Origin of the sequence: Streptomyces coacervatus, from assembly GCF_029223485.1 — a bacterium.
Taxonomy (GTDB): Bacteria; Actinomycetota; Actinomycetes; order Streptomycetales; family Streptomycetaceae; genus Streptomyces; species Streptomyces coacervatus.
Map to the genome: position 1 here is coordinate 304,361 of NZ_JARHTP010000004.1, position 26,529 is coordinate 330,889.

A 26,529-nucleotide genomic window follows, 5' to 3' on the forward strand; every position below is an offset into this window, starting at 1 on the left:
AGTCTCTGCACCCCGATGACCGACTCGACATTCCGCCCCCGGACCGCCCTCGCCATGTCCCAGGCCGCGGCTACGGCCGTCCTCGACCCCGAGTCGCTCGCCGCGCTCGCCGCGGTCTGCGACCTCGCCCCACCGCCCGCCCTCGACGACCTCACCACGGCCCGCGCCCGTGAAGTCCTGGCCGAAGTCGACCTGTTGGTGACCTGCTGGGGCTGCCCGCCCCTGGATACGGACGTGCTGGCGACCGCGCCCCGGCTGCGCGCGGTCGTGCACGCCGCGGGCAGTGTGCGCGGGCACATCACCGAGGCCTGCTGGGAGCGTGGCATCGAGGTGTCCTCGGCCGCCGCGGCCAACGCCCTGCCGGTCGCCGAGTACACCCTCGCCATGATCCTGCTCACCGGCAAGCAGGTTCTCGAACGCGCCCGTACCCTGCGCTCCACCGGCATCCGCGACCGTCTGCCGCACATCCCGCGCACCCTCGGCAACCACCGCCGCACCGTCGGCATCCTGTCCGCATCCCTCACCGGCCGCCGCGTCATCGAGCTGCTGCGCCCGTACGACATCCAGATCCTCCTCCACGACCCCTACGTCAGCGACACCGAAGCGGCGGAACTCGGCGTCGACAAGACCGAGTTGACGGAACTCTTCGCCCGCAGCAACACCGTCAGCGTGCACACTCCGCTGCTGCCGGCCACCCGTGGCCTGGTCGGCAGGCCCCTGATCGAGGCGATGCGTCCCGGCGCCGTACTGATCAACACCGCACGCGGAGCGGTCGTCGACCAGGACGCGCTGACCGACGCCGCCCGGGCCGGCCGCATCCGGGCGGTTCTCGACGTCACCGACCCCGAAGTCCTGCCGCCCGAGCACCCGTTGTGGGCCTGCGACAACGTGCTCATCACCCCGCATCTCGCCGGCTCCCAGGGCAACGAGTGGCGCCGGCTGGCCGAGCATGCCGTCGCCGAGACCGCCCGTTGGGCCTCCGGCGCCGGTTTCCTGCACCCCGTACGACGCGAAAGGCTGGCGTATTCGGCATGACCATCCCCTTCCAACTGCCGCCGGAAGACCGGGAGTCGAGCCCGTACACCGGCTGGACGCGGGCCCACTGGGAGGCCGTCGCGGACGGGCTGCTGGCCGCCGCCTGGCGGTGGAGCACCCCCGGCGGTGCCCTGCTCGACCTGCCCGGCCGCCCGTCGCGGTCGGGGGTGCGCTCCGACGGTCTGGAGGGCTACGCACGGACGTTCCTGGCGGCCGCGTTCCGCGTGGCGGGCGCCCGCGGCGACGACCCGCACGGCTGGCTCGACCGCTACGCCCGCGGCCTCGCCGCCGGCACCCGCTCCGCCGGCCATGACGACCCCGAGTCCTGGCCGCTGATCCTCGACCACCACATCCAGGGCCAGCCCATGGTCGAGTCGGCGTCCGTCGCGCTCGGCCTCAGACTGACCACGCCCTGGCTGTGGAAGAACCTCGACGCCGACGTCCAGGACCGCGCGGAGCAATGGCTGCGGGGCGCGCTGCGGCACACGCCCGCGGCGAACAACTGGTACCTCTTCCCGTACACCGTCGCCGGGTTCCTGGAGTCGGTGGGCCGCGGTGACGCCGAGACGGCCGCCGCCCGTGAGCGGGCCCGGGAACTGCTGGAGGTCTGGTACGCCGGCGACGGCTGGTACGCCGACGGCGACGGTCGGGCCTTCGACCACTACAACGGCTGGGCCCTGCACCTGTACCCGCTGCTGGACGCCCACCTGGCCGGTGCGGATCCGGAGCCGTACGGTCCACGGCTACGCGAGCATCTGCGCGGCTTCTCGCTGATGTTCGGCGCGGACGGCGCGCCCGTGCACTTCGGCCGCTCCCTGACGTACCGCTTCGCCGCCGCAACCGCCATCGGCCTGGGCGCCGTCACCGGTCACACCCCACTGACGCCGGGCACCTCCCGCCGTCTGGCCAGCGGCAGCCTGCGCCACTTCCTGGATCGCGGCGCCCTGACCGAGGACGGCCTGCTCCCGCTCGGCTGGTACGGCCCGCACGAGGCGACGCTGCAGCCCTACTCCGGCCCGTCCTCGCCGTACTGGGCGTCCAAGGCATTCGTCGCGCTGCTGGCACCGCCGGACCACCCCCTGTGGACCGACCGCGAGGAGCCCGCACCGGTCGAGGAGAGCGACCGGGTCCTCGCCCTGCCGTCTCCGGGGCTGCTCGTCCAGGCGACCCGCGCCGACGGGATCGTACGACTGCACAACCACGGCAGTGACCACATGCGGCCCGGCGAGGGCGAGACGGCGGCCGCCGACGATCCGCACTACGGGCGGCAGGCGTACTCGACCCGCACCGGGCCGACCGCACGGGGCAACGTCGCGGACAACCATCTGTCCGTCGAGGTGAACGGATGCGGGAGTGTGCGGCGCCGTATTCATCCGCTCGGCGCGGGCCAGGGCGACGGCTGGGGGTGGGCAGCCTCTTGGCACCGGCCGGTGTTCACCGCGGGCTCGCCCATGGTGCCGGGCCTGCGGGTGGAGAGCGTCACGGTGGCCCGGGGATGCCACGAACTGCGCGTGCACCGGGTGATCGGCGCACCGGTCAACTCCCGTACCACACACACGGGTTGGGCCGCCGGTCCCGGCGACGCCGTCGCCTCGACGCTGTACGGCCTGCACGGCTGGGACCAAGAATCCGAACCCGTCCGCGCGCCCCAGGGCACGGCCTACACCCGCTGGGCGCAGGTGCCGCGGCTGGTCGGCCGGGCCGGGGGCACGACGGTCCATGTGTGCCTGGCGGCTCTGACCGCCGAGCCGGTCGGGTTGGAGGAGGCGGTCGCCGATGTGGTGGTCGACGGCGGCGGGGTGCGGGTGACGTGGGCGCCGGACAGGGCCATCTCCCGGATCGAGTTCGGGCCGGTGCGGGTGGTACTGCTGGAGCGGGCACCCTGACCCGGCTCACTTCACCGCTCCCAACAACAGGCCGCGCGCCAGGCTGCGTTGGCAGACCACATGGACCTGATCACCACAGGGGCCCTGGCCTGCCGGCCCATGCCGTACCTCCCCGCGGAACAGGCCAGGCCCTCGCCACCCGCCACGTGCACATCTTCGTGGACGGGCTGCGCACGGGCCGCGAAGAGAGCTGAAGTCAGGCCGGCGGTCAAGGCCTGTGGACGGGAGGCGCACCGACCCAGCGGTGATAGGTGTCCACGTCGACGTTGCTGCCGCACACGATGGTGACCACGTGACGGCCGGCGAAGCGGTCACGGTCTTCGAGGATCGCCGCGACGCCGAGCGCAGCCGACGGTTCGACGACGAGGCCGGCGTGGTCGAGGAGCATCCGCATACCGGCGACGATCGACGCCTCCTGGACCAGGACGGCATCGTCGGCGACGAGCAGGAGGTCGTCCAGGACGGCCGGGATCGGACACCGGCCGGCGACGCCGTCGGCGATGGTGTCGGTCGAGTCGGTGGTGACGACGCGCCGCCTGCGCCACGAGTGCGTCATCGCCGGTGCGCCCAGCGGCTGGACGCAGATCACCTCGACTTCGGGCGCCAGGGCTTTCACCACATGACCCACGCCGGTGGCCAGCGCCCCGCCGCCGAGGGCAATCAGAACGGCGTCGAAGGACGGCACGGCGTCCACCAGTTCCAGGCCGATGGTCGCCGCGCCCTCACAGGTCTCGAGGTCCAGGCTGTCCTCGAGCAGCCGGATGCCGTCGTGGCGCGCGATGGCCGCCGCCCGCTCGCGCGCCAACTCGTGGTCGCCGTCGACCACTTCCAGCCTGGCGCCCAGTGCCCGGATACGATCAAGCTTGGCCGCCGTTGCGAAGCGGGAGGCCACGACGGTGACGTCGAGCCCTCGGCCGCGACCGGACCAGGCGAGGGCCTGGCCGAGGTTGCCCGCGCTGGCGCACACCACGGCTCGCGAGTCCTGCGCGGCGAGCAGGCTCGCGACCACCTCGGTGCCGCGGCCCTTGAAACTGCGGACCGGGTTCGCCGTTTCGAGCTTGATGCTCACCGTGCACCCGAGGTCGGGCTCCAGCGCCTCGCAGCGGTACAGCGGAGTGTCGAGGAAAACCGGATCGATCACCCGGCGAGCCGCCCGGATCCTAGCGGTGTCGAGGCGCGTCTCCTGCATGACACAGCAGGGTAGCGCCGCCGGCGCTGAGCCCTTTGGGCCGACGTCCGACGACCAGCGCCCGCATCGGCGAGTCAGCGGGCAGGTGCAGCGTCGCCCCACGAGGCGCTCGTCCCCGCGACCGTCTGCACGCATGCGCGCTCAGGGGAGAGACGAGCCCCCGACCGTGCTGCCGGAGGATTCGAAGGCACCGAAATCGGGCGCGGCCCCCGTGTACGGCAGACCGACATCCACTCCCTTGTCGATCAGTGCGCTGTTCGCGGCGAGGCGGAGGTGGGGCAGCACGGGAAGGCTGCCGTCGGCCCCGCGGGGCGCGTCCCAGCCGGATGTCGACACGCTCTGGAACTGCGCGTCCAACAGGGCGATGCCCAGGTTCCAGGAGTTGTTCGCGGCGCTCGTGCCGGTCATGTTCGAGGTGAGGGTGCCGGTGTAGCGGGTGGTGGTTGGCGTAGAAGCCCGCAGCCCTGTTGGCGAAGGCCACTGAGCTGCGGACGGTGTGCTTGACGGCGGCGGTGTCGTAGTCGCCGCCGTAGCCGCCCGCCTTGAAGCCGTTGCCGTTGCCGGACGCCGTGGTCGTCTCCGGCAGGTATCCGTTGCGCCACGCCCAGGAGTTCTCGATGGTCACGGACGAGTAGGCGTTGATGAGGTCGAAGCCGTCCTCCGCCTCTTGGTCGCCGCCCACCGTGAGGAAGTTGCCGCCGCGCCAGAAGCCGTCCTGGGAGACGGCCGGCCGCCGGGTCGTGGAAAGCCGGCGAAGTCGCCGCGGCGGCCCCCACCCCCGACAAGTTCGCCACCGCCGAGGCGTCGCGGACCTGGGCCCGCCGCGCGCACAAGTCCGCGATGTGCGTTCTGTCGGGCGGAACGTACGTCACCCAGCTGTCCCGTGTTCCGGGCAACGTCGTCGTTCACCGCATTGCCCATGGCGCTCAGGAGGCGGAGACCATGGGCGGGACGAGTGCCGCTCGCGTCCTCTCGCCGTGCTGGTCCCCCGGCCTTCAGTGTTCGTCGGCGCGGGTCACCCGCCGTACCAGGTCCGCCCAGGTGCTCTGCAGACGTGCTGTGGTGGCCTGACACTCGTTGCGCAGGTAGTCCATGTTCTCGAGGTCCGTGAAAGCGAGCATGGCATGGGCGAGCATGTCGTGATCACCCTCGACTCCCGCCTCCCGCAGGAGTGACGAGACATGACAATGAAAGGCCCGGCCGTAGGTCGAGGCCTGGCGCCGTTCGCAGGGGACCTGGCGGCCCAGCGCCGGGCCCAGGTCCGTGTCGTCGGCGACGCGCTCGATCAAGGCACGACCGAATGCCGTCAGTCGCGCTTCCGCCGACACGCCCGGTCCGAGCGGTGGAGGACCGCAGGTGTACGCCTCGTGGAATTCCGCCTCGACGTCGCGCAGCAGCGCCAGCAGGAGTCCGTTGCGGTCGCCGAACCGGCGGAAGAGCGTGCCCTTTCCCACTCCCGCCGCCCGCGCGACCTCGTGCATCGTCACATGCTCGGCTCCCCGGTCGGCCACCAGCCGGGCGGCCGCCTCCAGCAGCAGGTAACGGTTGCGGGCGGCATCGGCCCGCTCCCCCGTGAGTTCGTCCGGCACTGCGTCACCGATCACTCCGCGATACGACACGGGCGTACACGCATCCGTCCTCGATCTGCACCGGCCTCGAACTTGCAGAGGGATGTGCAGCCGCTGCTGGGCATTGCTCTCCTCGCGTACATCCCTGGCGTCGGGGCGGCCGGGCGCGTCGCGCACGTGATCGTGGCTGATCGCCAACGCTAGCGACGCCGTCCGGGATCGGCGTCCGCCCCCAGCCCGAATCGGACTCGGCACATGGACCTAGGACGCCGTCCCGCCTGTGCACGGGTGGGCCGGGGCCGGGTCCCTGTGCCGTCCCGCGTGCTCTTCATAGACGGCGGCCGTGCGCAGGACGGTGTCGTCCACGTAGTGCGGGCCGATGATCTGCCGGCACCCTGCACATCCACGTGGGGCTCAGCAAGCCGCAGCACTGGCTGAGCCCCATCGACTTGACCCTGCTCGGCGACGGCGCCGAACTCGGCAAGGCCCTCGCCGCGTACCCCGATGACGTCGAGGCCGCCCTCACCGAATACGAGCGGGCCCTGTTCCCCCGTCAGCGCAGAGCCTGCTCCAGTCGCTCCGCCACCAGTTTCACGAAACGCGCGGGCTCCTTCGGCTGGCCGCCCTCCGCGAGGACCGCCAGGCCGTGCAACAGCTCGGCGGTCTCGACGAGTTCGGCGCGGTCCTCGCGCTCCTGGTACGCCTGGTTCAGGCCCTGCACCAGCGGATGTGCGGGGTTGAGTTCGAGGATCCGCTTGGTGGGCGGGATCTCCTGGCCCATGGCCCGGTACATGTTCTCCAGCGCCGGAGTCAGGTCGTGGGCGTCGGAGACGACGCAGGCCGGGGAGACGGTCAGGCGCGTCGACAGGCGGACGTCCTTCACGTCCTCGGCCAGTTGCTCCTTCAGCCAGCCCAGCAGCGCGGCGTACGCCTCCGTCTGCTTCTCCCGCTCACCGTCGGCCTGTTCGTCGCCCTGGACGTCGAGGTCGATCTCGCCCTTGGCCACGGACCGCAGCTTCTTGCCGTCGAACTCGCCCACGGCGTCGACCCACACTTCGTCGACCGCGTCGGTCAGCAGCAGGACCTCGACGCCGCGCGCCCGGAACGCCTCCATGTGCGGGGAGTTCTCGATGCTCTGCCGGGACTCGCCGGTCATGTAGTAGATGTCGTCCTGGCCGTCCGTCATCCGCTCCACGTACTGCTGGAGCGTGGTCGGCTCGTCCTCGGCGTGCGTGCTGGCGAAGGACGCGACCGCGAGCAGGGCGTCGCGGTTGTCCGGGTCGCCGAACAGCCCCTCCTTCAGCACGGCGCCGAACTCCCGCCAGAACGCGGCGTACTTGTCAGGGTCGCCCGCCTTCATCTCCTTGACCGAGGACAGGACCTTCTTGGTCAGCCGGCGCTGGATCATCCGGATGTGCCGGTCCTGCTGGAGGATCTCGCGGGAGACGTTGAGCGAGAGGTCCTGCGCGTCGACGACGCCCTTGACGAAGCGGAGGTAGGGCGGCAGCAGCGCCTCGCAGTCGTCCATGATCAGCACGCGCTTGACGTACAGCTGCAGGCCGCGCCGGAAGTCCCGGGTGAACAGGTCGTGCGGGGCGTGTGCCGGAAGGAACAGCAGGGCCTGGTACTCGAAGGTGCCCTCCGCCTGGAGGCGGATCGTCTCCAGGGGGTCGCGCCAGTCGTGGCTGACGTGCTTGTACAGCTCGTGGTACTCGTCGTCGGAGACCTCGTCGCGGGAGCGGGCCCACAGAGCCTTCATCGAGTTCAGCGTCTCGGGCTCGGGCGCGTCCTCGCCCTCGTCGCCCGGCTTCGGGACCAGCCGGATCGGCCAGGTGATGAAGTCGGAGTACCGCTTGACGATCTCCTTGATCTTCCATGTGGAGGTGTAGTCGTGCAGCTGGTTCTCGGGGTCGGCCGGCTTGAGGTGGAGCGTGACGGCGGTCCCCTGCGGCGCGTCGGCGACGTTCTCCAGCGTGTACGTGCCCTCGCCGCGCGACGACCAGCGGGTGCCGCTGCCCTCCCCGGCGCGCCGGGTCACCAGCGTCATCTCGTCGGCCGCCATGAAACCGGAGTAGAAGCCGACGCCGAACTGGCCGATCAGCCCCTCGGCCCCGGCGGCGTCCTGGGCCTCCTTCAACTCCTTGAGGAATTCGGCCGTCCCGGAGTTGGCGATGGTGCCGATGAGCTTGCCGACCTCGTCGTACGACATCCCGATGCCGTTGTCCCGCACGGTGAGCGTACGGGCGTCCGGATCGAGGTCGATCTCGATGTGCAGGTCGGAGGTGTCGGCGTCGAGGCTGTCGTCCCGCAGCGCGGCCAGGCGCAGCTTGTCGAGCGCGTCGGAGGCGTTGGAGACGAGTTCCCGCAGGAAGACGTCCTTGTTCGAGTAGACGGAGTGGATCATCAGCTGGAGCAGCTGACGGGCCTCTACTTGGAACTCAAACGTTTCGGTCGGCATGGTTCGCGTATCCCTCGCAGATCCCTAAAGTGCCAGGTCAGATGAGAGTCACTGTAAAACACCAAGTCGGGGCGCCGTCACCGCCGTTCGGTGGTGGACGGCAACGCCGGTGGCACCATCGCAGAGACTGATGGTTCGTCAAAATCTTGAGCAGCGGCAGGAATTCACACGCGATACCTGGCACATCGCACGTGTCACCCGGTATGTCATGCCTCGGTCATACGTTCGTGGATCTGCGATGTCGGCACATCCGTGCCGGAGTGAAGGGAAACCCCCCGTGCGCCTGCGCCCCTTGCGCGTCCTGTGCTGTTCCGCCGCCCTCGCCCTGTCCCTGCCCGCCCTGCTTCCCGGCACGGCCTCGGCTGCGGTCCCCAGCTCCTCGGTCTATCTGCAGAACTACACCACCGGCCGCAACGCCGCCGACAGCAGCGGCACCGTCGCCGCGCACAACCCCAAGGGCAACGAGGACCACCAGCAGTGGACCCCGGTCGCGGTCGGCGGCGGCTACCAGCTGCAGAACGCCGACGAGTCCGGCACATGTCTCGGCCGTAGCGGCACCTCCGCGGTCACCAGCACCTGCGGCGCGGACGGCACCAGCTGGACGATCACCTCCGGCGCCGACGGCACGTACACCATCGCCGTCCCCGGCACCTCGCAGTACCTCACCGGCTCCGCCTCCGACGCCGGCGCCGTGCAGATCGGCGCCGCAGGCGACCTCGCCCGCTGGTACCTCACCCCGGTCTCCTACGCCACCACCGCGATGCCCTCCGCCGACACCCGCACCCTGGACCAGGTCACCTTCCTGACCGCGCACAACGCCTTCGCCAACGGCGCAGACGGCAACTTCGCCACGTTCCCGGTCAGCTGGTTCCCCAACCAGAACTACGGCATCAGCCGCCAACTGGCCGACGGCGTGCGCGGCTTCATGCTCGACGACTACGCCGTCTCCGGGCAGGCCGTGCTCTGCCACAACAGCTGCGACGGCGTCAGCAGCCCCGTCCCACTCGCCACCGACCTGCAGCGCATCGTCGACTTCCTCAAGGCCAACCCCGGGCAGTTCGCCACCGTCTTCCTTGAGGACTACGCCTCCTCCGACGTACTGAAGTCCTCCCTCTCCGCCGTGAGCGGCCTGTCCAACGTCCTGTACCGGCCCGATCAGGAGGGTGTGGCCACCAAGGGCTGGCCGACCATGGCCGACCTCGCCGCCCGCGGCAAGCAGCTGCTGATCTTCAGCGACCGGACCCGGGCGAGCGACACCGCGAGCGGCTGGAGCACCCGCGACACCTTCGGAGTGATGTACCAGCGCGAGTGGACCGTGGAGAACTACTGGTCCATGGGCGGCGGACTCGGCAACTCCGACTGGTCCTGCTACAGCCGCTGGGACACCAGGCCCCTCACCACGGACTCGTCCGCCTTCCACCCGCTCTTCGTGATGAACCACTTCCGCGACTACACCATCGGCACCACCGCCCAGACCGACAACGGCAAACTCCTCAACCGTGCGCAGAACTTCTGCACACCCGCCGCCCGCAAGAAGCCCAACTACCTCGCCGTGGACCGCTACGACCTCGGCTCCCCCACCCCGCTCAGCACGGTGGGCACCCTCAACACCTACATCCTCGCGCCGGGTCAGTGACCGTCCCGGGGTCCGCCAGCACCGCGAACACCCTCGCGGCGGGCACGGCGACGGTCAGGGTGGCGCTCACGTTCTTCTGGTCCACGGTGCAGACGACGCGGCCGGGCGGAACTCTTCGCTCCTGAACGGCTCGGCCCGCGCCGCTGGATAGGGTCGGGGCGTGGATCGCAGCAGCAGACAGCCGGGTGACGCAATCGCCGGGGACGCGCGGGGCGAGCTGTCGCCCCGGGCGGCCCGCGCGTTGTGGTGGGGGTCGGCCGGTCTGGTGCTCGGCGTTCTCGGCAGCTCGGTGCTCGTCGCGGGCGCGGAGCGCGGCTGGCGACCGGCCGTGGCCCTGGCCCTGGTCCTCGCGCAGGTCTGCGCCCTGAGGTGGCAGGCGCGCGTCCCGGTCGTCGTACTGGCCGTGAACGCGGCGACGGGGCTCGGGGTGTGGGCGCTGCTACCCGCGGTGACCTTGACGGGGGCGCTGCTCGCGGCGCAGGTCGCGTTGTGTGTGCTGTCGGCCATCAGGCCGCGGCGGGTGTCGGTGCGGGCGCTCGCGGCGATGTGCCTGCCGGCACCACTGGCGTTCGGGGCGGGCGGCCCCGCGGGGGTGGCGGTCTATCTGCTGGCGGTAGTCCTGGCGTGGACCGTGGGGCAGTGGCGCGGGGCGCAGCAGGCGCGGAGAACGGCGGAGCTGCGCCGAGCCGTGGTGGAGGAGCGGGCGCGGATCGCGCGCGAGGTGCACGACGTCGTGGCGCACACCCTGTCGGTGATGGTCATTCAGGCGGGCGCCGCCGATGACGTGTTCACCCGGCAGCCCGAACAGGCTCGTCAATCACTGCGGGCCATCGAGACGGGCGCCCGCTCGGCGCTCGGTGAACTCCGCCTGCTGCTGCGGGCGTTCGGGCCCGAGGAGGGGGAGGACGAAAACCGGGAGCAGCGGGAGCCGGGGCCCTCGCTCGCGCGCCTGGACGAGCTGGCCGACACCGTGCGCGCGACCGGGATGACCGTGCACGTGCGCCGCGAGGGCGTCACCGAGGGGCTGCCGCCCGCGGTGGACCTGGCGGCGTACCGGATCGTCCAGGAGGCCCTCACCAACACCCTGCGCCACGCGGCCGGCGCCGACGAGGTGAGCGTGCGCGTGATGGCCGAAAGGGAGTGCGTGAGCGTCACGGTGGTCGACAACGGGCGTACGACGCAGGGTCGTTCGGCCGCGGCGGGAGCGGGACGCGGTCTGGTGGGGATGAAGGAACGGGCACGGCTCGTGGGCGGCAGCCTGCGCGCCGGTCCGCTGCCCGGGGGCGGGTTCGAGGTGGCGGCGCAGCTGCCGGTGGAGGGCGTGTCATGACGCTGCGTGTGGTGGTGGCCGACGACCAGGCCCTGGTCCGTACCGGATTCCGCATGATCATCGACGCCCGGGACGACCTCGAGGTGGTCGGTGAGGCGTCCGACGGCCAGGAGGCGGTGCGGCTGACACGGGGGCTGGCGCCCGACGTGGTGCTGATGGACGTACGCATGCCCGTCGTGGACGGTATCGAGGCGACCCGGCAGATCGCGGAGTCGGGCAGTCGGACCCGGGTGCTCGTGCTGACCACCTGGGACGTGGACGCGCACGTGGTCGCCGCCCTGCGGGCCGGGGCGAGCGGCTTCCTGCTGAAGGACATGCGCCCCGCCGAACTCGTCGACGCGATCCGCCTCACCGCGCGCGGCGACGCGCTGCTGGCGCCGGCCGTGCTGAGCCGCGTCCTCGACCGGTTCCTGCGCACCACGCCGGACCCGGCGCCGCCACCCTCCCTGGAGGGCCTTTCCGGCCGCGAGCGGGAGGTGCTCACCCTGATCGGGCAGGCGCTGTCGAACGCGGAGATCGCCGAGCGGCTGCGCCTGTCCGAGGCCACCGTCAAGAACCATGTCACCGCGGTGCTGCGCAAACTGGGCCTGCGCGACCGCCTCCAGGCCGTCGTCGCCGCCTACGACCACGGGCTAGTGCAGCCGCGCCGCCCCTGACGGCACCGTCTCCTCCTCAAGGAGGAGACCGGGCGGCCGTCCTCCTGCGTTCCCAGTGGCAGTCCCTTCGCGTGGCCGATCCGTGGCCGGGGCACCGGGCCATAGCGTCGAGGTGTGAACGACGACCTGGCCTGCCTCATGTATCTGCTCGCCCACGACGACGCGGCCGAAGGCCCGTACGACCGTTCCCGGACGCAGCTGCTGGTCCGTGCCGCCGCCCTGGTCGACCTCGCGTTGCGCGGCCGGCTGCGGGAGGACGGCGGCACGGTCACCGTGTCCGGCACGGAACCGACCGGCGACCCCGTCCTGGACGGCGTTCTGCGTGATGCCGCCGCCGGGCACGGCTGGAAGTACCTGGTGCGCCGCCACCGCAAGCGGACCCTGGCGGATGTGGAGGACCGGCTCGCCACGGCCGGCCTCCTCACCGTCAAGGCGCCCCGCACCCGCCTCGGCACCCGGCGGTCGACCGTGACGGACCCCGCCGTGCCCGCCGTACTCCGCGCCCGCGTGTGCGCGGCGCTGCAGGGGGACGGCCCCGTGCAGGAGATTCCCGCCGCCGACGCAGCATTGCTGGCGCTGTCGGCGGCGGGCGGCATCCGCTCGGTCGTGTCACGGCAGGACCAGAAGACCTTCCGGGCCCGTATCGACGCCTGCACCGGGTGTCTCGCCGCCCTCGCGCCCGGCCTGGAGAAAGCGGTACGCGCCCTGCCGATGACCATGATCGCCGCGCAGGGCGGCATGGGCGGCATGGGCGGCAGCTGACCGAACGGGGAGACGAAATGAGCATGCACCGCGTCCTGACCACCCTGGGCTGCGCCCTGACCGCCGTGCTCGCGACGGCCTGGTCCGCAGCGTCACCGACACAACCCGCAACCACAACCACGGTACGCACCCACGACGGCCTGGTGCGGGGCGCCGCTCACGACGGCTACCGCACCTTCGAGGGCATCCCCTACGCGGCGCCCCCGGAGGGCAGGCTGCGCTGGGCGCCGCCCCACCGCGCGGCCCCCTGGTCCGGGATACGGGACGCGACCCGGCCCGCGAGCGCCTGCCCGCAGCCGGCCGGCGAGGTGCCGGGCGGCAGCACCGACGAGGACTGTCTCCACCTGAACGTCACGACACCCGACGGCCCAGGACCGGCGCGCCCCCGGCCGGTGATCGTGTGGCTGCACGGCGGCGGCTTCACCACCGGAGCGGGCAGCTCCTACGACGCCCACCGGATGGCCACCCGCGGCGACGTGGTGGTCGTCACCGTCGACTACCGCCTCGGGACCCTCGGTTTCCTCGCGCACGGCGGGCTGCCCGGCTCCGGCACCTTCGGCCTGGCCGACCAGCAGGCGGCGCTGCGCTGGGTCCGCGCCGAGATCGGCGCCTTCGGCGGCGACGCGCACAACGTGACGCTGGCCGGCGAGTCGGCGGGCGGCTACAGCGTCTGCGCCCAGCTCGCCTCACCTGCTGCCGCCGGGCTCTTCGACCGGGCGATCATCGAGAGCGGCCCGTGCACCGGCCGCCCCGACCAGCCGTTCGCCCCGTCCTCCGTCCCCCTGTCCACGGCGCGCGCCGCGGGCGCGGACCTCGCGGCAAAGGTCGGCTGCGGCTCCGCCCGCGACATCCTGGCCTGCCTGCGGCGCGTGAACGTCTCCCGGCTGCTCGCCGCCCAGGACACCGATCAACAGCCCGCCCACACCACCCCGTTGCTGCCCGGCGACCCCGCGGCCGCGATCGCCGCCGGCCGCTTCCACCACGTCCCCGTACTCATCGGCAACAACCACGACGAGGGCAACGGCTGGGCCGCCGGGATCGTCCAGGCCGGCCATCCCGTCACCCCCGACACCTGGCCCGACGTCGCGGCCACCTTCTTCCCCGCCACGGGGCAGGCGAAGGCGATCGTCCGCGAGTACCCGGTCCACCGCACCGACGGGGGCCCGGTGTTCGGCGCGGTCATCGGCGACGCGAACTTCGCCTGCCCCACTGCGCGCACCGACGACCTGCTCACCGGCCAAGTGCCCGTCTGGCGCTACGAGTTCGCCGACGAGCACGCCCCGCCGCTCACCCCGGGCACACCGCCGTTCCCGCTCGGCGCACCGCACGCGAGCGAACTGCCCTACCTGTTCGACCTGGGCGGCCGCCCCCGCGACCTGACCGCGGCACAGCACCGGCTGGCCGACGCCATGATCGACTACTGGACCCGTTTCGCCCGCACCGCCGACCCCAACGGCCCGTCGTCACCGCACTGGCCCCGGCAGACGGTGCTGTCCCTGGCCCCGGACCACGTCGTCCCGACCCGCACGGCGCAGTCCCGCCACCACTGCGCGTTCTGGAACGCTCTCGGATGACCAAGCAGAAGACCGCCGTGCGGCCGGTGAAGCGTGCAGGGGCAGACCCGTCACGGGGGGAAACTTGCCTCCCCCTGCACGCTGGAGCCCGCATACCTCCCCCAAGAGGGGCGGGCTCTGTGACCCTCCTTGCGGGTCACTTCCTCCAGCGCGTCACCCACCTGGAGCGTCACCGGGAACGGCGGATGGTCACGAGATCAACACTCCTGTGACGACGGGTCCTTGCTGTCGAGTCAAGGCCGGCACATCGCAGTAGAGGGTGTGGTCGGGGTCTCTCGGTTTTCGAGGTCGCCGACACGGATTCAGGCTCGGCTGCACCCCTGTCCGAGCGCGACGAGACGTGCGCCGCGGAACGAGCTATGCACCCTCGCTGTCACCGTGCAGGGAATGGATCATGCTCTGCAGGATCCGGAACGCGTCCGACTGCTCGGCCCCGGTCAGGCCGGCCAGCATTCTGGCCTCCACGGACCGGACGGCTGCGCTCGCCTTCTCGAGGCTTCGTCGGCCGCGAGGCGTGAGCCGCGCGGGAAGCGCCTTCCCGACGGGTGCCTCCGCGGGCCTGGTCACGTAGCCGTCTCGTTCCAGGGCCTGGAGCAGCACGTTCATCGTCTGCCGTGTCACGAACGCGCCCCGCGCGAGCTCGGAGTTCGACAAGCCCGGTCGTTGCGCCAGCAGCTCGAGGCAGGAGTAGTGCGTCACGCTCATCCCGAGCGGTCGCAGCACTTCCTCCATGGCCGCGCGGAGGGCGCTCGACGCTTCTTTGAGCAGGTAGCCCAGTGACGTCTCCAGGTCGACGCCGACACCTTCTTGACTCATGTCAGTATTCTGACATACGTTGATGCATGTCAGATAACTGACACGAAAAGAAGGAGCGTCATCATGCCCGCCACCGGCCCCGACTTCATCTCGCTCCAAGTGCGCGACCTCGACGCTTCGCAGGCGTTCTACGAGCAGTACCTGGGTCTCGTCCGTTCGCCGGCCGGACCTCCGCACGCCGTCGTCTTCGAGACGAAGCCGATCGCGTTCGCACTCCGCGACGTCATTCCCGGCACCGACCTCGCATCCGTCGCTCAGCCCGGCATCGGTGCCGCGATCTGGCTCCACGCCACCGACGTCCAGGCCATCCACGACGCGCTCGTCGCCGACGGTCACACCATCGTCTCCGCACCGATCGACGGCCCCTTCGGTCGGACCTTCACCTTCGCCGACCCCGACGGCTACCAGGTCACACTCCACGATCGCGCCTGATCGACCGGACGTCGACCGCCCGGATCGCCGCCGGGCCCGGAGTGTCCTGGCACACCGTCAATGACGCCGTCCCGCCGACCCGCCACCAGTTGCCGATCGCCGACCCGACCGAGGCCGTCGCTCAGGCCCGGTTGAGCCGGGCGGCGATTCCATGACCGATCAGCAAATACATGACCGCAGGCAGTCCATAATTAAGGACGACGCGTAGACCCTCTGTGTCCATCGTGAAAATGTCCTGCGACCACCAGGCCAGCCAATCCGCCGCTCCCTGCACGAACTTGACGAACACATTCGCTTGATTCGCGTCGAGCAGGAACAGCAGGACCCAAAGAGCCAGCAGACCAGCCGCGGTGTCGGCGATCGTGCAGAGGGTCAGAGCCGCCCGGCGTCCAGCGGCCTGGCGGCGCACGTGGTTGTACGGGGGGTTTCCGGAAACAGGGTCTGTGTTGCTCACAAGAAATTCCGATCTGCCGAGGTGCGCGGGAATTCAATCCGGGACGTTTACCCGCTCCTCCCCCCCTCTGCGTATTACCGGTGCGGTCGCGTTACACCTCGATGCGCAACACCCCATATACGGTCGCCTATTCGGGAACTTACCCAAATGTTCAGGCTTCATCGGTGCTGTACGGGAAGCCACCTGTCCAGGTACGTGTGCAGACCTTCCAGGCGGGTGCCGCGAGCGACGTAGCCGAGGTAGCCGTCAGGGCGCACGAGCCCGTGGGTCACCGCTGTCCACGGACTCTCGTCGCCGAGCCGGTGCACATCGACCAGGTCGTCCCGTCCCTTCAGCAGCGAGACGAGCTGTTCATCGCGCCAGAGCGCCGGCGGCCCGCACAGGAGCAGGTGCCACCCGGGCCCGATGGTCCGCGCCTGGAGTCCGCGCGGCAGGTCGGGCAGCCGGTCGCCCGCACGCGGACCGCGCCCCGGCGGCCGTGGGCCCGCAGTGGTGGCAGGGCTGTGCCGGTAGCGGATGCCAAGCTCCGACACCGTACGGAAGACCAGCCTGCGCGGCCCGGACGCCCGCAGCACCGACGGGGCCAGGCGCGGCGCGAGCCGTGTGCGGGCGAAGCGGATGACCGGGTTGCTGCTGGTGCCGATGGTGAACGCCCGGTCGGTGAAGCGGAGCACGCTGCGGCCGACCGGGGCACGCTCGGCCTCGTAGGTCTCCAGCCATTCCTCCGGAGCCCTTCCCCGGCTTACGAGGGCGAGCTTCCAGCCCAGGTTGAGAGCGTCCTGGATGCCGGTGTTCATGCCCTGGGCGCCGGCCGGGCTGTGGATGTGGGCCGCGTCCCCGGCGAGGAAGAACGGCCCCGACCGGTAGCGGACAGCTCCCCGGTTGTGGAGACGGAAGTCGGTCATCCACACGGGGTCACGCAACACCGGCCGGTCGTCGGCGTATCGGTCGGCGATCTGCTGCAGCAGCCCCAGGTTCACCTGGGTGTCCGGGACGTCCGGTGGCCGCAGGGTGAGCATCCGCCAGGTGGCCGGCGAGCCGAGGGGGAAGAAGAACAGCACACCGGCCCCGGTCAGGTACGCGTGCACCGCCCCGCGCTCCAGCCCGTCGACCTCCAGGTCGGCAAGCAGGAAGGTCTGCGGATAGGCGTACCCCTCGAAGCCGATGCCCGCCCGGTCGCGCACCGTGCTGTGCGCACCGTCGCAGCCCACGACGTACGTCGCCGCCACGGCCTCCTCGGTGCCATTGCCGTGGCGGAGTCGACAGGCGACGGACGAGCCCGCGCGCTCCAGACCGACCAGCTCCGTGCCTCGCTCCACATCCACGCCGTGATCCAGCAGATGCTCGGAGAGAACGCTTTCGGTCTCCGCCTGCGAAAGGAACAGAAGGAAGGGGTACGCGGTGTCGGTCAGCCCGATGTCGAACAACGGCAGCCGCACCACCCGCCGCGGCAGATGCATCCTCACCTGCATCGCGGGATTGCCGCGTCCGATCAGTTCGCCGGTCACCCCGAACGGGGCGAGTGCTTCCAGGGTGCGTGGCTGGATGGCCAGCGCGCGCGACTCATGGACCCGGTCGAGAGAGCGGTCGACGATCCGGAACGACGCTCCATAGGCACGCAGCTGTGCGGCGAGCGCAAGCCCGGTGGGCCCCGCGCCCACCACCAGCACATCCAAGGGTGCCGCCATGAATCCACGGTAGTACTCGGACGCCTCGCCCCGAGCCCGACGAGGAGCCGGTGGCTGCCGGCTGGGCGAGGATCTCGCCGCACGGCGTGACACAGTCGTCGGGCGGCGGGTGCGGCGGCCGAAGGGGGTGCGGGGACGCTGACGTAGCAGTGCAGCGGGCGTTTGATGTCCGCCACATCGGCACCGAGGTTGTGTCGACCGAGGACTGTGCACCGATTGGCCGCCGAGGACGTCCTCACCCTGGACGGCCAAGGACGTATCACGGCACCCGCGGACGAGAACGTGGATGATGGCCGTCATGCGCATCCGCATCGACGCCGTCGACCTGCCCGGCCCGACTTGCCCGCCCGAGGCACTCACCGGCGACGATGTTGCGGCGTACGGCAACATCCACGTCGCCGTGCAGCGCCGCGACCGCCCAGCCGAGCTCCTTGACCCGCAGCCCGGCGACTCCGCCTCCGCGACATGGATCCTGGAGTGCACGACAGCCGCCTCAGTGAACGGCCCGGATGTGAAGGGCCCCTATATCCAGGGCCGTCCGGGAGGCCGCTTCATCTACCTGTCGTGGGGCACTGTCGACGGCTCCGGCTGCTTCACGATGTTCCGCCGGGCCAAGCTCATGCTCGACGCAGTCCCCGCCGAAGTACTCGACGCCGCCGCCCGCAGGGGCCTGCTGGTCGGCCGCCTCGGACTGACCGACGAGCGCGGCGCCCCCTTGTGTGCGCGAGTCGTGCCACCCCACATCACCTGGACCGCCCACTCTGCCGACTGACGGTGTCCGCACCGCCGGTCTCCGGCCCGTCCACGTGTGCTTCCTGATCCCGGTGCAGCCGGTGGTCCTGGAGAGGTGTGGAATGCTGCGGTCCCAGGCACTGTCTCCTGCAGAGAGTGCCCGCCTGCCGGACGGACCGCCTGGAGCCTGATGAACACCGCAAGCCGACCGGTCGACGCGGAACGCGTCAGGCGGGAGATCCTCGACGAGGCCGCGGGAGCCGAGCCGTACATGCTGCGCGGCGCCCACGTCACAGGGGCGTTGCTGCTGGACGGGGCCGAGATCAGGCGGTCCGTGCGGTTCGAGGCGTGCCGGTTCGACGAGGCGGTCGGTCTGGAGGCTGCGACGACGCTCGGGGTGAGCTTCGTCGACTGCACGCTGCCCGGCTTCCGGGCACCGACGGCACAGTTCGGTGGGCGACTCGACCTGCGCCGGTCGACCATCGGCGGGGACGGGCACAGCGCTCTCAAGCTCGTGCACGCGGACATCGCCGGAGGGCTGCAGCTCGACGGGGCACGGCTGATCGCGCCGGGGCGGATGGCGGTGGATGCCGGTGGCCTGGTGATGCGGGGCGGCGTGTTCTGCGAGGACGGGTTCGTCGCCGAAGGTGAAGTCAGCTTCCCCGGGGCCGAGTTGCCGGGGGGGCTGTGGATGCGCGGGGCACGGATCACGGTGGGCGTGCCGGACGCGTTCGCCTTCAACGGGGACATGCTGAAAGCGTCGACCGTACGGCTTTCGCGGGGGTTCACGGCCGACGGCAAGGTGCGGTTGCGCGCCGTACGGATAGAGGACCTGCTCAGCTTCGACGATGCCGAACTGCTCGGCTCCGGCTCGTCGTTGATGTGCGTGGGGATGCAGGCCGGGGCACTCGACCTGCGGTTCCGGTACAGGCCCGCGGGCGGCGTGAACCTGCGCACCGCGCACGCGGAACGTATCCAGGACCACCCGTCGACCTGGCCGACGACGCTGGGCCTGGACGGGCTGACGTACGGCTGGCTCGGCGACACGGCGCCCACCCGGCGCGAGGATGTCGAGAACCGGCTGGCGTGGCTGCTTCACCAGCCCGGCTACGTCCCGCAGCCGTACGAGCAACTCGCGTCCTACTTCCGCAGGTGCGGGCACGAGGACGAGGCACGGCGGGTGCTGCTCGTACGGGAGCGGCGCAGACGGGCGACGCTGGGCCCGGCGGGCAGAGCCTGGGGCTGGCTCCTCGACGCCACGGTCGGATACGGCTACCGTCCGTGGCTCGCCGGGATCTGGCTGGCGCTGCTCACGCTGGTCGGCTCGCTCGTGTTCGCGGCGCACACTCCCGTGGCGAACACGAAGGACGAGGGCACGCCGTTCAACGCGGTCGCCTACACCCTTGACCTGCTGGTGCCGATCGGCGGCCTCGGCCAGCGGAGCGCCTGGCACTGGGCGCAGGGCGGCGTGCAGGGTCTTGCGTACGCGCTGATCGCGATCGGCTGGGTCCTGACGACCGCGGTCGTGGCCGGGGTGACACGGACACTCAGCAGGAACTGAGCGCTCCGCCGGGTGCGACGGGCCTTCATGGCATTTCCCGGCCCTCCCACACTCGGGGAAGGTGCGCCGGAACGGTGAGGCTCTGCCCCTGGGGAGTGACGTAGAAGGCCAGGAGCCGTACCGGGCGATGCGGTGGTGCTGCTCCGCAGTGGACGTGATCGGGGCCGGGGGGTTCGATGAAGGCGTCGCCGGCGTGGTAGGTGCGCAGCTTTCCGTCGGGGCCGTAGTGCAGCAGGTCGCCTTCTTCGACGATGACGAAGAGGGTGCCGGGGTGGTAATGCCAGCCGGTGTTGGCGCCTGGCGGGAAGGTCACGCTCTGCAGGGCGAAGGTGGAGTCTGCGTAGTGCGGCAGCGTGCAGTGCAAGGGGGTGGCGCCGAAGGAGAGGGGGGTGGTCTGGGGCCCCGGGGGCGACAGGGGTGAGGGGGAAGGAGCCGCGGAATTGATGGCGCGTGAGCGGCTTGACAGGGGCGAGGGCGGGGGCGGGGGCATGGGCTGCTCCTTCCTCAATGTGGTGCTCGGCGCAGGATGTTGGTCAGACGGGTGAGTCGTCGAAGTCGGGGCGCGTGTTGCGTGCGATGAGGATGTCGTCGTTGGAGGCGCCGGCCGGGACCATGGGCCAGACCAGGGCGTCGGGGCGGATGGCGAAGTTGACGACGACGGGAGCGTCGTGAATGGTCATGGCCTGGTCGAGGGCGTGCGCGATGTCCTGTGGGCGGTCGCAGTGCAGGCCGACGCAGCCCATGGCCTGTGCGAGTGCGGCGACATCGGGAATCGACCGCCCGAGGGTGGTGGAGGCGTAGCGGCGTCCGTAGAAGAGGTCCTGCCATTGCCTGACCATGCCCAGCGTCCCGTTGTTCATGACGGCGACTTTGATGGGAATGTGTTCGGCTGCGCAGGTGACGAGTTCCTGGTTGGTCATCTGGAAACTGCCGTCGCCGTCCACGGCCCATACGACGGCGTCGGGGCAGGCGAGTTTGGCTCCCATCGCCGCGGGGATGGCGAAGCCCATCGTGCCGGCCCCGCCCGAGGTGACCCAGGTGCGGGGTGTGCGGATGGGCAGGATCTGGGCCGCCCACATCTGGTGCTGGCCCACCCCGGTGGTGAACACCGTGTCCGGGGGTGTGCGGGCGCCGAGTTGTTCGAGCACCGCCTGCGGGCTGATGGTCTCCTCGGCGGGACCGGTGGCCGACTCGGCCGGTTTTCCTGCCTGTTGCCAGCGGTGGAGGGTGTGCCACCAGTGAGCCATGCGGTCCTGCCGGCGGGTGAGCGTGCCGCGCAGTTCGGCGGTCAGTGCGTCGAGAGCCTCCCGGGCGTCGGCGTGCAGCGGCACGTCAGCATGCCGCAGTCTGCCGATCTCCGCGGGGTCGATGTCGATGTGGATGACGCATGCGCGGGGAGCGAAGGTGTCGGCTCGGCCGGTGACCCGGTCGTCGAACCGGGCTCCGACCGCGAGGATCACATCACAGTCCTGCAGGGCCATCACGGCGGGGACGCTCCCGTGCATGCCGGGCATTCCCAGCAGCAGGGGATGCCCGGCGGGCAGGGCTCCCAGTGCCATCAAGGTCGTGACCACGGGCACGGCCAGCAGCTCTGCCAGTTCACGCAGTGCGCCGCATGCGGAGGAAGCCACTGCTCCCCCGCCCGCATACACCACGGGCCGATGCGCCTGTCGCAGCAACTCGGCCGCTGCCCGGACCTGTTCGGCTGCCGGGCGCGGCCGTGCCGCCCTTTCCGTGCCGGCCGGGGCGGCGACGGTCCGTGCGGTGCGGCCCTGGAGTGCGTCCTTGGTGATGTCCACTAGGACGGGGCCCGGCCGCCCGGCGATGGCGATACGGCAGGCCCTGCGGACCGTCTCGGCGACCTGGTCGGCCCGTACGACCTGGAACGCCGCCTTCGTGACCGGGCGGGCTATGGCGCAGATGTCGATTTCCTGGAACGCGCAGGTTCCCAGCAGGTTGCTGGGAACCTGCCCGGTGAGAGCCACGATGGGCGTCGAGTCCCGGTAGGCGTTGGCCAGCGGGGTGACCAGGTTGGTCGCCCCGGGCCCGGAGGTCGCCAGGCACACGCCCACCCGGCCCGTCGCACGGGCGTAGCCTTCGGCCGCATGCCCCGCGCCCTGCTCATGCCGCACCAGCACATGGCGCACCGTCTTCGAATGCGCAAGGGCGTCGTACGCCGGCAGCACCGCTCCGCCCGGGATCCCGAACACCGTCCGGCCTCCCGCCTGTTCCAGGGCATCCAACAGCGCCTCGGCCCCCGTCACCGCGGCAGGGCTCAGGCTCGGGTCGGCATCCACCTCCCAGGTGTTCCTCGCTGCGACCGCACCCATGCGAGAGGGCCGTGGACCGGCCGTTGAAAGCGTTGCGCACCGAACGGCGCCATTCCGTATCCGTCTTCACAAAATACCGATCGAACGGCCACATCCTCGACGATTTTCCGTAATTCAGTCAGCTGTTCCCTTTCTGCGGAGTGACGGATTATCACGATCGCGACGCAGGTGAATGCCGGACCGCGTGAATGCGTTGAAAGACGTGACGAACGGTCAAATGCCGGGAATTCTCATCACGGCGGTGGGCGCAGCGGCGGGGGCTTCCGGGGGCGGGTGGCGCGGTGACGGGTCGGAGCACGGACCATCCACTCTCCGCACTGCTGTCGGAGGCGCAGTGGACCGGCGGGGAACTGGCCCGGGCCGTCAACTCGGCGGGCACCACCATCGGACTGCGCCTCAGATACGACCGGACGTCCGTGGCGCACTGGCTGTCCGGCTCCCGCCCGCGCGGCACCGTCGCCGACATCGTCGCGGCGGTGCTCAGCCGACGCCTCGACCGCCCGGTCACCACGGCCGACACCGGACTTCTCGTCGCCCCGGCACGCCCCTTCCCGGCCCCCGGGAGCGATCCGGTGGACGCCCTGCTGACTCTGTGCCGTACCGACCTCGACGCCGGCTCGCGCAGCAGGGTGACCGGGGTGGTGTACGTGCCCGTGCAGCCGACCGTGCACGAGACCGGGCAGCGGCCCCGGAAGAGCCCCCGCGTGCAGGTGGCCCGGCAGGGGACACCCCGCCAGGTCCGGGAGGAAGACTTACGCAGGATGCAGGCCATGACGGCGCTCTTCGCGGGGCTGACCGAGACGCACGGCGGCGCGCATGCCCGCACGGCACTGGCCGCCTACCTCTCCGACGACGTCGGGCACGTTCTCACCGGCTCCGGCCCCCTCCGCGGAAAGGCGCTCGGTGACACCGCGCGCCTCGCCCATCTCCTCGGCCTGATGACTCAGGACGCACACCGGGACGGGCTGGCCCAGCACTACTTCCACGCCTCGCTCGCCCTCGGGGCACTCGGTGACGACCGGCCGGCCGTCGCGGTCACGCTGCGGGCCCTGAGCGCGCAGGCCCTGCGGCTGGGGCACCTCCGGCACGCCCACGAGCTCGCCGAACGGGCCGTCGCCGCGGCAGCAAACGGCGAGCCCGCCCTCCGTGCTTTCACCTACGCCCAGCGGGCCGTCGCCCACGCCCACCTCCGCCGGGCCGCCCAGGCACGCGCGGACCTCGCCGAGGCCGAGCGGCAGCACGCCAGGGGCATGGGCCCGCCCGGGCCGTTCACGTCGTACCCGAGGGCGGCACTGGAGTACCAGTCGGCACAGACCCTGGCCGCCCTTCGCGACGACGAGGCAGCGGTGGCGGCGCTGCGCCGGTCGGTCGCCGAGCGGTCGGTCGAGGACCGGCGCGGACGGGCCCTCACCCGGGCGCGCCTCGCCGAACTGCTGGCCGGGCAGGGCGAGTTGGACGAGGCGTGCAGGCACTGGCACGCGTTTCTCGACGACTGCCCCTATATCCGTTCCGCCCGCGCCGACGACCACCTCACCGCCCTGCTGCGCACCGCACGACGCCTCTCGCGCTGCTCGGAGATCCGGGCCGTGCGCGAGAGGGCATGGGAACTGCACGGTCCGGTGACCGGTGGTGCCGTCACGACCGGTGCCGCGCCGGTTCACAGGAAGCGAGGTGCGCGTTCCTAGCCCACGAACACCGGCGCCGTCGTGATGGACATCGCGGGCCCCGGCGACGTAGTCGGTGCGGGGCGCGTGCCCCCTCTCCGCGCCAGCGCTGGACGGTTTCAGGCGGCGACCACGGGTCGGTACGTTCGGGCACGACGACCCAGGTGGACCGTCCCGCCGGGCAGCGGCTCGTACACAGCCACACCGGCACCTTCGCCGCGGCCGGACATCCCATGGTCGGCATCGTGCTGGCCGCCTCCTTGTCGGTGGCCGGCGGTCTGCTCCTTGCGGCACAGCGCGGCAGTGCACCCTCGCCTGCGGTCGACGGCGCCACGCACGCCCGTGCGGACCGGTCGTTGCTGCGCGGCGCAGTCGTCGTACTGATGGGCCTCAATCTCGCCCTCGGGGTCTTCTTCGGTGCCATGCAGGTGTCGGTGACCGCCTTCGTGGTGGAGCACGGCGCACCGGGCGCCGCGGCCCCGATCTTCGCCGTCTCCAACTGCAGCGGTCTGCTGGCCGGATGGCTGTACGGCCTGCGCCGGTGGCGTGTCGCGCCCCGGTACAACTGCTTGCGGCGACCAATGCATTGACGCTCGGCACGCTGCTGTTGCTCACGGTCGGCTCACCGCTCGGGCTCGGATTGGTCGTGGTCCTGACGGGTGCCACGATCCCGCCTCTTCTGACGCTCTGTTCCGTGCTCACCGCGTCGACCGTCCACCAGGCCGTCCTGACCCAGGCGTTCTCCTGGCTCGGCTCGGCCGGCGCGGCAGGTTCGGCCGCCGCCGTGATGACACTCCAGAGCCTCGTCGGCCTACGCCTGCTGCGCACAGCGAAAGGGCAATTGGCACGCGCGGAGCCGACGACGAATTGAAAGCCGGGACGGCGATCCGGGCAGGAAGGCCGTCCCCGATATCACCGGTTCGCTCGCGTGGCGACGAAGGTTGATCTCCTTGTCGGCACGGCGGCCTCGGCAACGCGCTTTTCCCCGTTCAGGAGTGGTGCGGACATGCTCGGCGGTCGGTCGTCCGAGGCTCCTGCCCGGTGGGCGTGCGATAGGTTGCCCGCCATGACTGAGCTCGGACCCTTCGCCTGGCCACCTGCCCCGATCAGGACGGAGCGGCTGGTGCTCCGTGAGGCCGAGGCCCGGGACCGTGCGGCGTTCATCGAGCTGTTCTCCTCACCGGAGGTGCATACCTACCTCGGTGGACCTCGACCGCGTGATGAGCTCGAGCGCGCGGTGCCTGAAGTACCCGGCCAGCGCCCCGGCCTGTTCGTGATCGATCTCGATGGAGCGATGATCGGCATGGTCACGCTCGATCGGCACGGCGCGGAGAGCCCGGGGCACGTCCGTCCGGACGTCGGGCAGACCGAGCTCGGCTACCTGATCCTGCCGAAGGCGTGGGGACGCGGGTACGGCGCCGAGGCGTGCGCATCGGCGCTCGACTGGTTCGCCGACGCGCTGCCCGGCAAGCCCGTGGTACTGCGCACCCAGACCGCCAACGACCGCTCGATGCGCCTCGCGGCGAAGCTGGGTTTCACGGAGGTGGAGCGGTTCGAGGAGTACGGCGCCGAGCAGTGGTTCGGCGTGTGGTCCTCGGCCACTCCGTCCGGTTGAGCAGGGGCATGCCGTCGCCTTCCTGCCCTACCTCGTCCGAGTGGCCGCTCGCCACCAGGGTGATCCGCCGGAGCAGTCCGTCCAAGCCGGTGGAGGTCGACATCGATGTACGCCACGCTGTCCGCCTCGCTCGGACCCCAGACCGTACGCAGGGCCGGCCCACGGCCCTTGAGCGTCCCGCCCGTAGCCCGGGCCACTCGGGACACCAGGGCTTGTCGCGCGTCCCAGAGTTTGATTGGGTACGGCGCGCCGGATACGCGAGAGGCGCGTCGGGCGGGAGGGAGCAGGCAGCGTGCAGCCTACGGCGCAGGAGGACATCCGGGGACCTCTCCCCGAAGGGCTCGCACGAGCGATACGTGACACCGCGGGTGACATCGCGACGCTGCTGAAAGGTGCCTCCGACACGACCGTTCCCGTACCGGATTCGGAGTGGACGGTCGGCGAGGCGGCCGCCCATCTGGCGCTGGCCAACGAATTGATGGCCGACCTTGCAGCCGGGCACCAGCGCCCCTATGGGGACGGCACGCCGCAGAGTCTGGCCGCTGCCAACGCCCAGGCCCTCGCCACGTTCGGGGAGCGCGGGGCGCAGCCGCTGGCGTCGATGATCACAGAGCAGGCCCATGCATTCCTCGACGCCGTGGATCGGGCCGCGAGCGACGAGAGCATCGCCGGCCCGGCCCTCGTCACACCACTGGGTTCCATGGACCGGCACGTTCTCGCGTCCTACCTGCTGACCCACATGCTGGGCCACGGCTATGACCTCGCTCGTGCGCTGCACCGCCCGCACATGATCGAGCGCGACCGTATCGGGCTGTGCATGCCGTTCATGCTCTCGGTCATGCCGCGCGTCGTCGACCCGGCCGCCATCGCCGATCTGGCTGTCCGCTATGCCATCCGCCTGCGGGGCGGTACGGCGTTCGGCGTCAGCCTGGGCGACGGCGCCGTGCACGTGACCCCGACGCCGCCGGAACGTCCGGACTGCACCATCCTGATCGAACCCGTGACCTTCCTCCTCATAGCCCTGGGCCGTCGCAACCCGTGGCGGGCCATCGGGCGGGGCCAGGTGGTCACCTGGGGACGCAAACCCTGGCTCGCGCCCCGCTTCCCGACCCTGTTCACCGCGCCCTGACCATGGCCGAGGTG

At 71.1% G+C, this 26,529-nt stretch carries 24 protein-coding genes and 1 pseudogene; 15 read left to right on the forward strand and 10 right to left on the reverse strand.

Annotated elements, in window-relative coordinates; genetic code table 11:
- The first annotated feature begins 15 nt into the window (after positions 1-15).
- Positions 16-1,035 (forward strand): hydroxyacid dehydrogenase, encoded by a 1,020-nt coding sequence (locus tag P2Q00_RS12305; protein WP_275772297.1) that lies wholly within the window; start codon positions 16-18, stop codon positions 1,033-1,035.
- A complete protein-coding gene (locus tag P2Q00_RS12310) occupies positions 1,032-2,921 on the forward strand; it encodes a DUF2264 domain-containing protein (protein ID WP_275772299.1) in 1,890 nt (629 codons plus the stop codon). The genes P2Q00_RS12305 and P2Q00_RS12310 overlap by 4 nt, the downstream gene beginning before the upstream one ends.
- 208 nt (positions 2,922-3,129) lie before the next feature.
- Here the strand turns inward: P2Q00_RS12310 and P2Q00_RS12315 are convergent, their stop codons facing one another.
- The 5 genes and pseudogenes from P2Q00_RS12315 to htpG all read right to left on the reverse strand — a co-directional run bounded on the left by P2Q00_RS12315 (position 3,130) and on the right by htpG (position 8,136).
- Entirely contained in the window at positions 3,130-4,110 is a 981-nt protein-coding gene (locus P2Q00_RS12315) for a threonine ammonia-lyase (protein ID WP_275772301.1), read from the reverse strand.
- A 141-nt stretch (positions 4,111-4,251) separates the two neighbouring features.
- Complete coding sequence (locus P2Q00_RS12320) at positions 4,252-4,518, reverse strand: hypothetical protein (RefSeq protein ID WP_275772302.1); 267 nt, start codon at positions 4,516-4,518, stop codon at positions 4,252-4,254.
- An 82-nt stretch (positions 4,519-4,600) separates the two neighbouring features.
- Positions 4,601-4,792, reverse strand: a pseudogene (locus tag P2Q00_RS51105) (right-handed parallel beta-helix repeat-containing protein); the annotation flags it as partial.
- A 313-nt stretch (positions 4,793-5,105) separates the two neighbouring features.
- On the reverse strand, positions 5,106-5,714 hold the full coding sequence (locus P2Q00_RS12325; RefSeq protein WP_275772304.1) for a TetR/AcrR family transcriptional regulator: 609 nt from the start codon (positions 5,712-5,714) through the stop codon (positions 5,106-5,108).
- A gap of 517 nt (positions 5,715-6,231) precedes the next feature.
- Positions 6,232-8,136, reverse strand: coding sequence for a molecular chaperone HtpG (gene htpG / locus P2Q00_RS12330; protein ID WP_275772306.1), 1,905 nt, complete (start codon positions 8,134-8,136; stop codon positions 6,232-6,234).
- 238 nt (positions 8,137-8,374) lie between these two features.
- Between htpG and P2Q00_RS12335 the strand changes: the two genes are divergently transcribed.
- The 5 genes from P2Q00_RS12335 to P2Q00_RS12355 all read left to right on the forward strand — a co-directional run bounded on the left by P2Q00_RS12335 (position 8,375) and on the right by P2Q00_RS12355 (position 14,094).
- A complete protein-coding gene (locus tag P2Q00_RS12335) occupies positions 8,375-9,772 on the forward strand; it encodes a phosphoinositide-specific phospholipase C-related protein (protein WP_275772309.1) in 1,398 nt (465 codons plus the stop codon).
- 160 nt (positions 9,773-9,932) lie between these two features.
- A complete protein-coding gene (locus P2Q00_RS12340; RefSeq protein ID WP_275772311.1) occupies positions 9,933-11,102 on the forward strand; it encodes a sensor histidine kinase in 1,170 nt (389 codons plus the stop codon).
- Positions 11,099-11,758, forward strand: a complete 660-nt coding sequence (locus tag P2Q00_RS12345; RefSeq protein ID WP_275772312.1) for a response regulator — start codon at positions 11,099-11,101, stop codon at positions 11,756-11,758. Before P2Q00_RS12340 ends, P2Q00_RS12345 begins: the two co-directional genes overlap by 4 nt.
- A gap of 114 nt (positions 11,759-11,872) precedes the next feature.
- On the forward strand, positions 11,873-12,520 hold the full coding sequence (locus P2Q00_RS12350; RefSeq protein WP_275772314.1) for a GOLPH3/VPS74 family protein: 648 nt from the start codon (positions 11,873-11,875) through the stop codon (positions 12,518-12,520).
- 17 nt (positions 12,521-12,537) lie between these two features.
- Positions 12,538-14,094 (forward strand): carboxylesterase/lipase family protein, encoded by a 1,557-nt coding sequence (locus P2Q00_RS12355; RefSeq protein WP_275772316.1) that lies wholly within the window; start codon positions 12,538-12,540, stop codon positions 14,092-14,094.
- Positions 14,095-14,451: 357 nt separating this feature from the next.
- Here the strand turns inward: P2Q00_RS12355 and P2Q00_RS12360 are convergent, their stop codons facing one another.
- Entirely contained in the window at positions 14,452-14,910 is a 459-nt protein-coding gene (locus P2Q00_RS12360; protein WP_275772318.1) for a MarR family winged helix-turn-helix transcriptional regulator, read from the reverse strand.
- Between the two features lie 63 nt (positions 14,911-14,973).
- Between P2Q00_RS12360 and P2Q00_RS12365 the strand changes: the two genes are divergently transcribed.
- Positions 14,974-15,342, forward strand: a complete 369-nt coding sequence (locus P2Q00_RS12365; RefSeq protein ID WP_168512773.1) for a VOC family protein — start codon at positions 14,974-14,976, stop codon at positions 15,340-15,342.
- A 121-nt stretch (positions 15,343-15,463) separates the two neighbouring features.
- Here P2Q00_RS12365 and P2Q00_RS12370 read toward each other — a convergent pair whose 3' ends face one another.
- Together P2Q00_RS12370 and P2Q00_RS12375 are read right to left on the reverse strand one after the other, a co-directional pair.
- Entirely contained in the window at positions 15,464-15,796 is a 333-nt protein-coding gene (locus P2Q00_RS12370; protein WP_425579583.1) for a hypothetical protein, read from the reverse strand.
- A 158-nt stretch (positions 15,797-15,954) separates the two neighbouring features.
- On the reverse strand, positions 15,955-17,484 hold the full coding sequence (locus P2Q00_RS12375; RefSeq protein ID WP_275772322.1) for an FAD-dependent monooxygenase: 1,530 nt from the start codon (positions 17,482-17,484) through the stop codon (positions 15,955-15,957).
- Positions 17,485-17,782: 298 nt separating this feature from the next.
- On the opposite strand from P2Q00_RS12375, the gene P2Q00_RS12380 reads away from it, so the two are divergent.
- Both P2Q00_RS12380 and P2Q00_RS12385 read left to right on the forward strand, forming a co-directional pair.
- Positions 17,783-18,256 (forward strand): DUF5990 family protein, encoded by a 474-nt coding sequence (locus P2Q00_RS12380; protein ID WP_275772324.1) that lies wholly within the window; start codon positions 17,783-17,785, stop codon positions 18,254-18,256.
- Positions 18,257-18,406: 150 nt separating this feature from the next.
- A complete protein-coding gene (locus P2Q00_RS12385; RefSeq protein ID WP_275772326.1) occupies positions 18,407-19,777 on the forward strand; it encodes a pentapeptide repeat-containing protein in 1,371 nt (456 codons plus the stop codon).
- A 25-nt stretch (positions 19,778-19,802) separates the two neighbouring features.
- On the opposite strand, the gene P2Q00_RS12390 is transcribed toward P2Q00_RS12385, so the two are convergent.
- Together P2Q00_RS12390 and ilvB are read right to left on the reverse strand one after the other, a co-directional pair.
- Entirely contained in the window at positions 19,803-20,267 is a 465-nt protein-coding gene (locus tag P2Q00_RS12390; protein WP_275772328.1) for a cupin domain-containing protein, read from the reverse strand.
- Between the two features lie 43 nt (positions 20,268-20,310).
- Positions 20,311-22,107 carry a biosynthetic-type acetolactate synthase large subunit gene (gene ilvB, locus P2Q00_RS12395; protein ID WP_275772331.1) on the reverse strand — a complete coding sequence of 599 codons (1,797 nt, stop codon included), beginning with the start codon at positions 22,105-22,107 and terminating at the stop codon, positions 20,311-20,313.
- Positions 22,108-22,388: 281 nt separating this feature from the next.
- Between ilvB and P2Q00_RS12400 the strand changes: the two genes are divergently transcribed.
- The 5 genes from P2Q00_RS12400 to P2Q00_RS12420 all read left to right on the forward strand — a co-directional run bounded on the left by P2Q00_RS12400 (position 22,389) and on the right by P2Q00_RS12420 (position 26,515).
- Entirely contained in the window at positions 22,389-23,792 is a 1,404-nt protein-coding gene (locus P2Q00_RS12400; RefSeq protein ID WP_275772332.1) for an NsdA family TPR-like regulatory protein, read from the forward strand.
- A gap of 143 nt (positions 23,793-23,935) precedes the next feature.
- The gene (locus P2Q00_RS12405; RefSeq protein WP_275772333.1) at positions 23,936-24,361 is read left to right on the forward strand and encodes a hypothetical protein; all 426 of its coding nucleotides are present in this window, start codon (positions 23,936-23,938) and stop codon (positions 24,359-24,361) included.
- Entirely contained in the window at positions 24,358-24,642 is a 285-nt protein-coding gene (locus P2Q00_RS12410; protein ID WP_275772334.1) for a hypothetical protein, read from the forward strand. Before P2Q00_RS12405 ends, P2Q00_RS12410 begins: the two co-directional genes overlap by 4 nt.
- A 195-nt stretch (positions 24,643-24,837) precedes the next feature.
- Positions 24,838-25,386 (forward strand): GNAT family N-acetyltransferase, encoded by a 549-nt coding sequence (locus P2Q00_RS12415; RefSeq protein WP_275772335.1) that lies wholly within the window; start codon positions 24,838-24,840, stop codon positions 25,384-25,386.
- 292 nt (positions 25,387-25,678) lie between these two features.
- Complete coding sequence (locus P2Q00_RS12420) at positions 25,679-26,515, forward strand: maleylpyruvate isomerase family mycothiol-dependent enzyme (RefSeq protein WP_275772336.1); 837 nt, start codon at positions 25,679-25,681, stop codon at positions 26,513-26,515.
- The last annotated feature ends 14 nt before the right edge of the window (positions 26,516-26,529 follow it).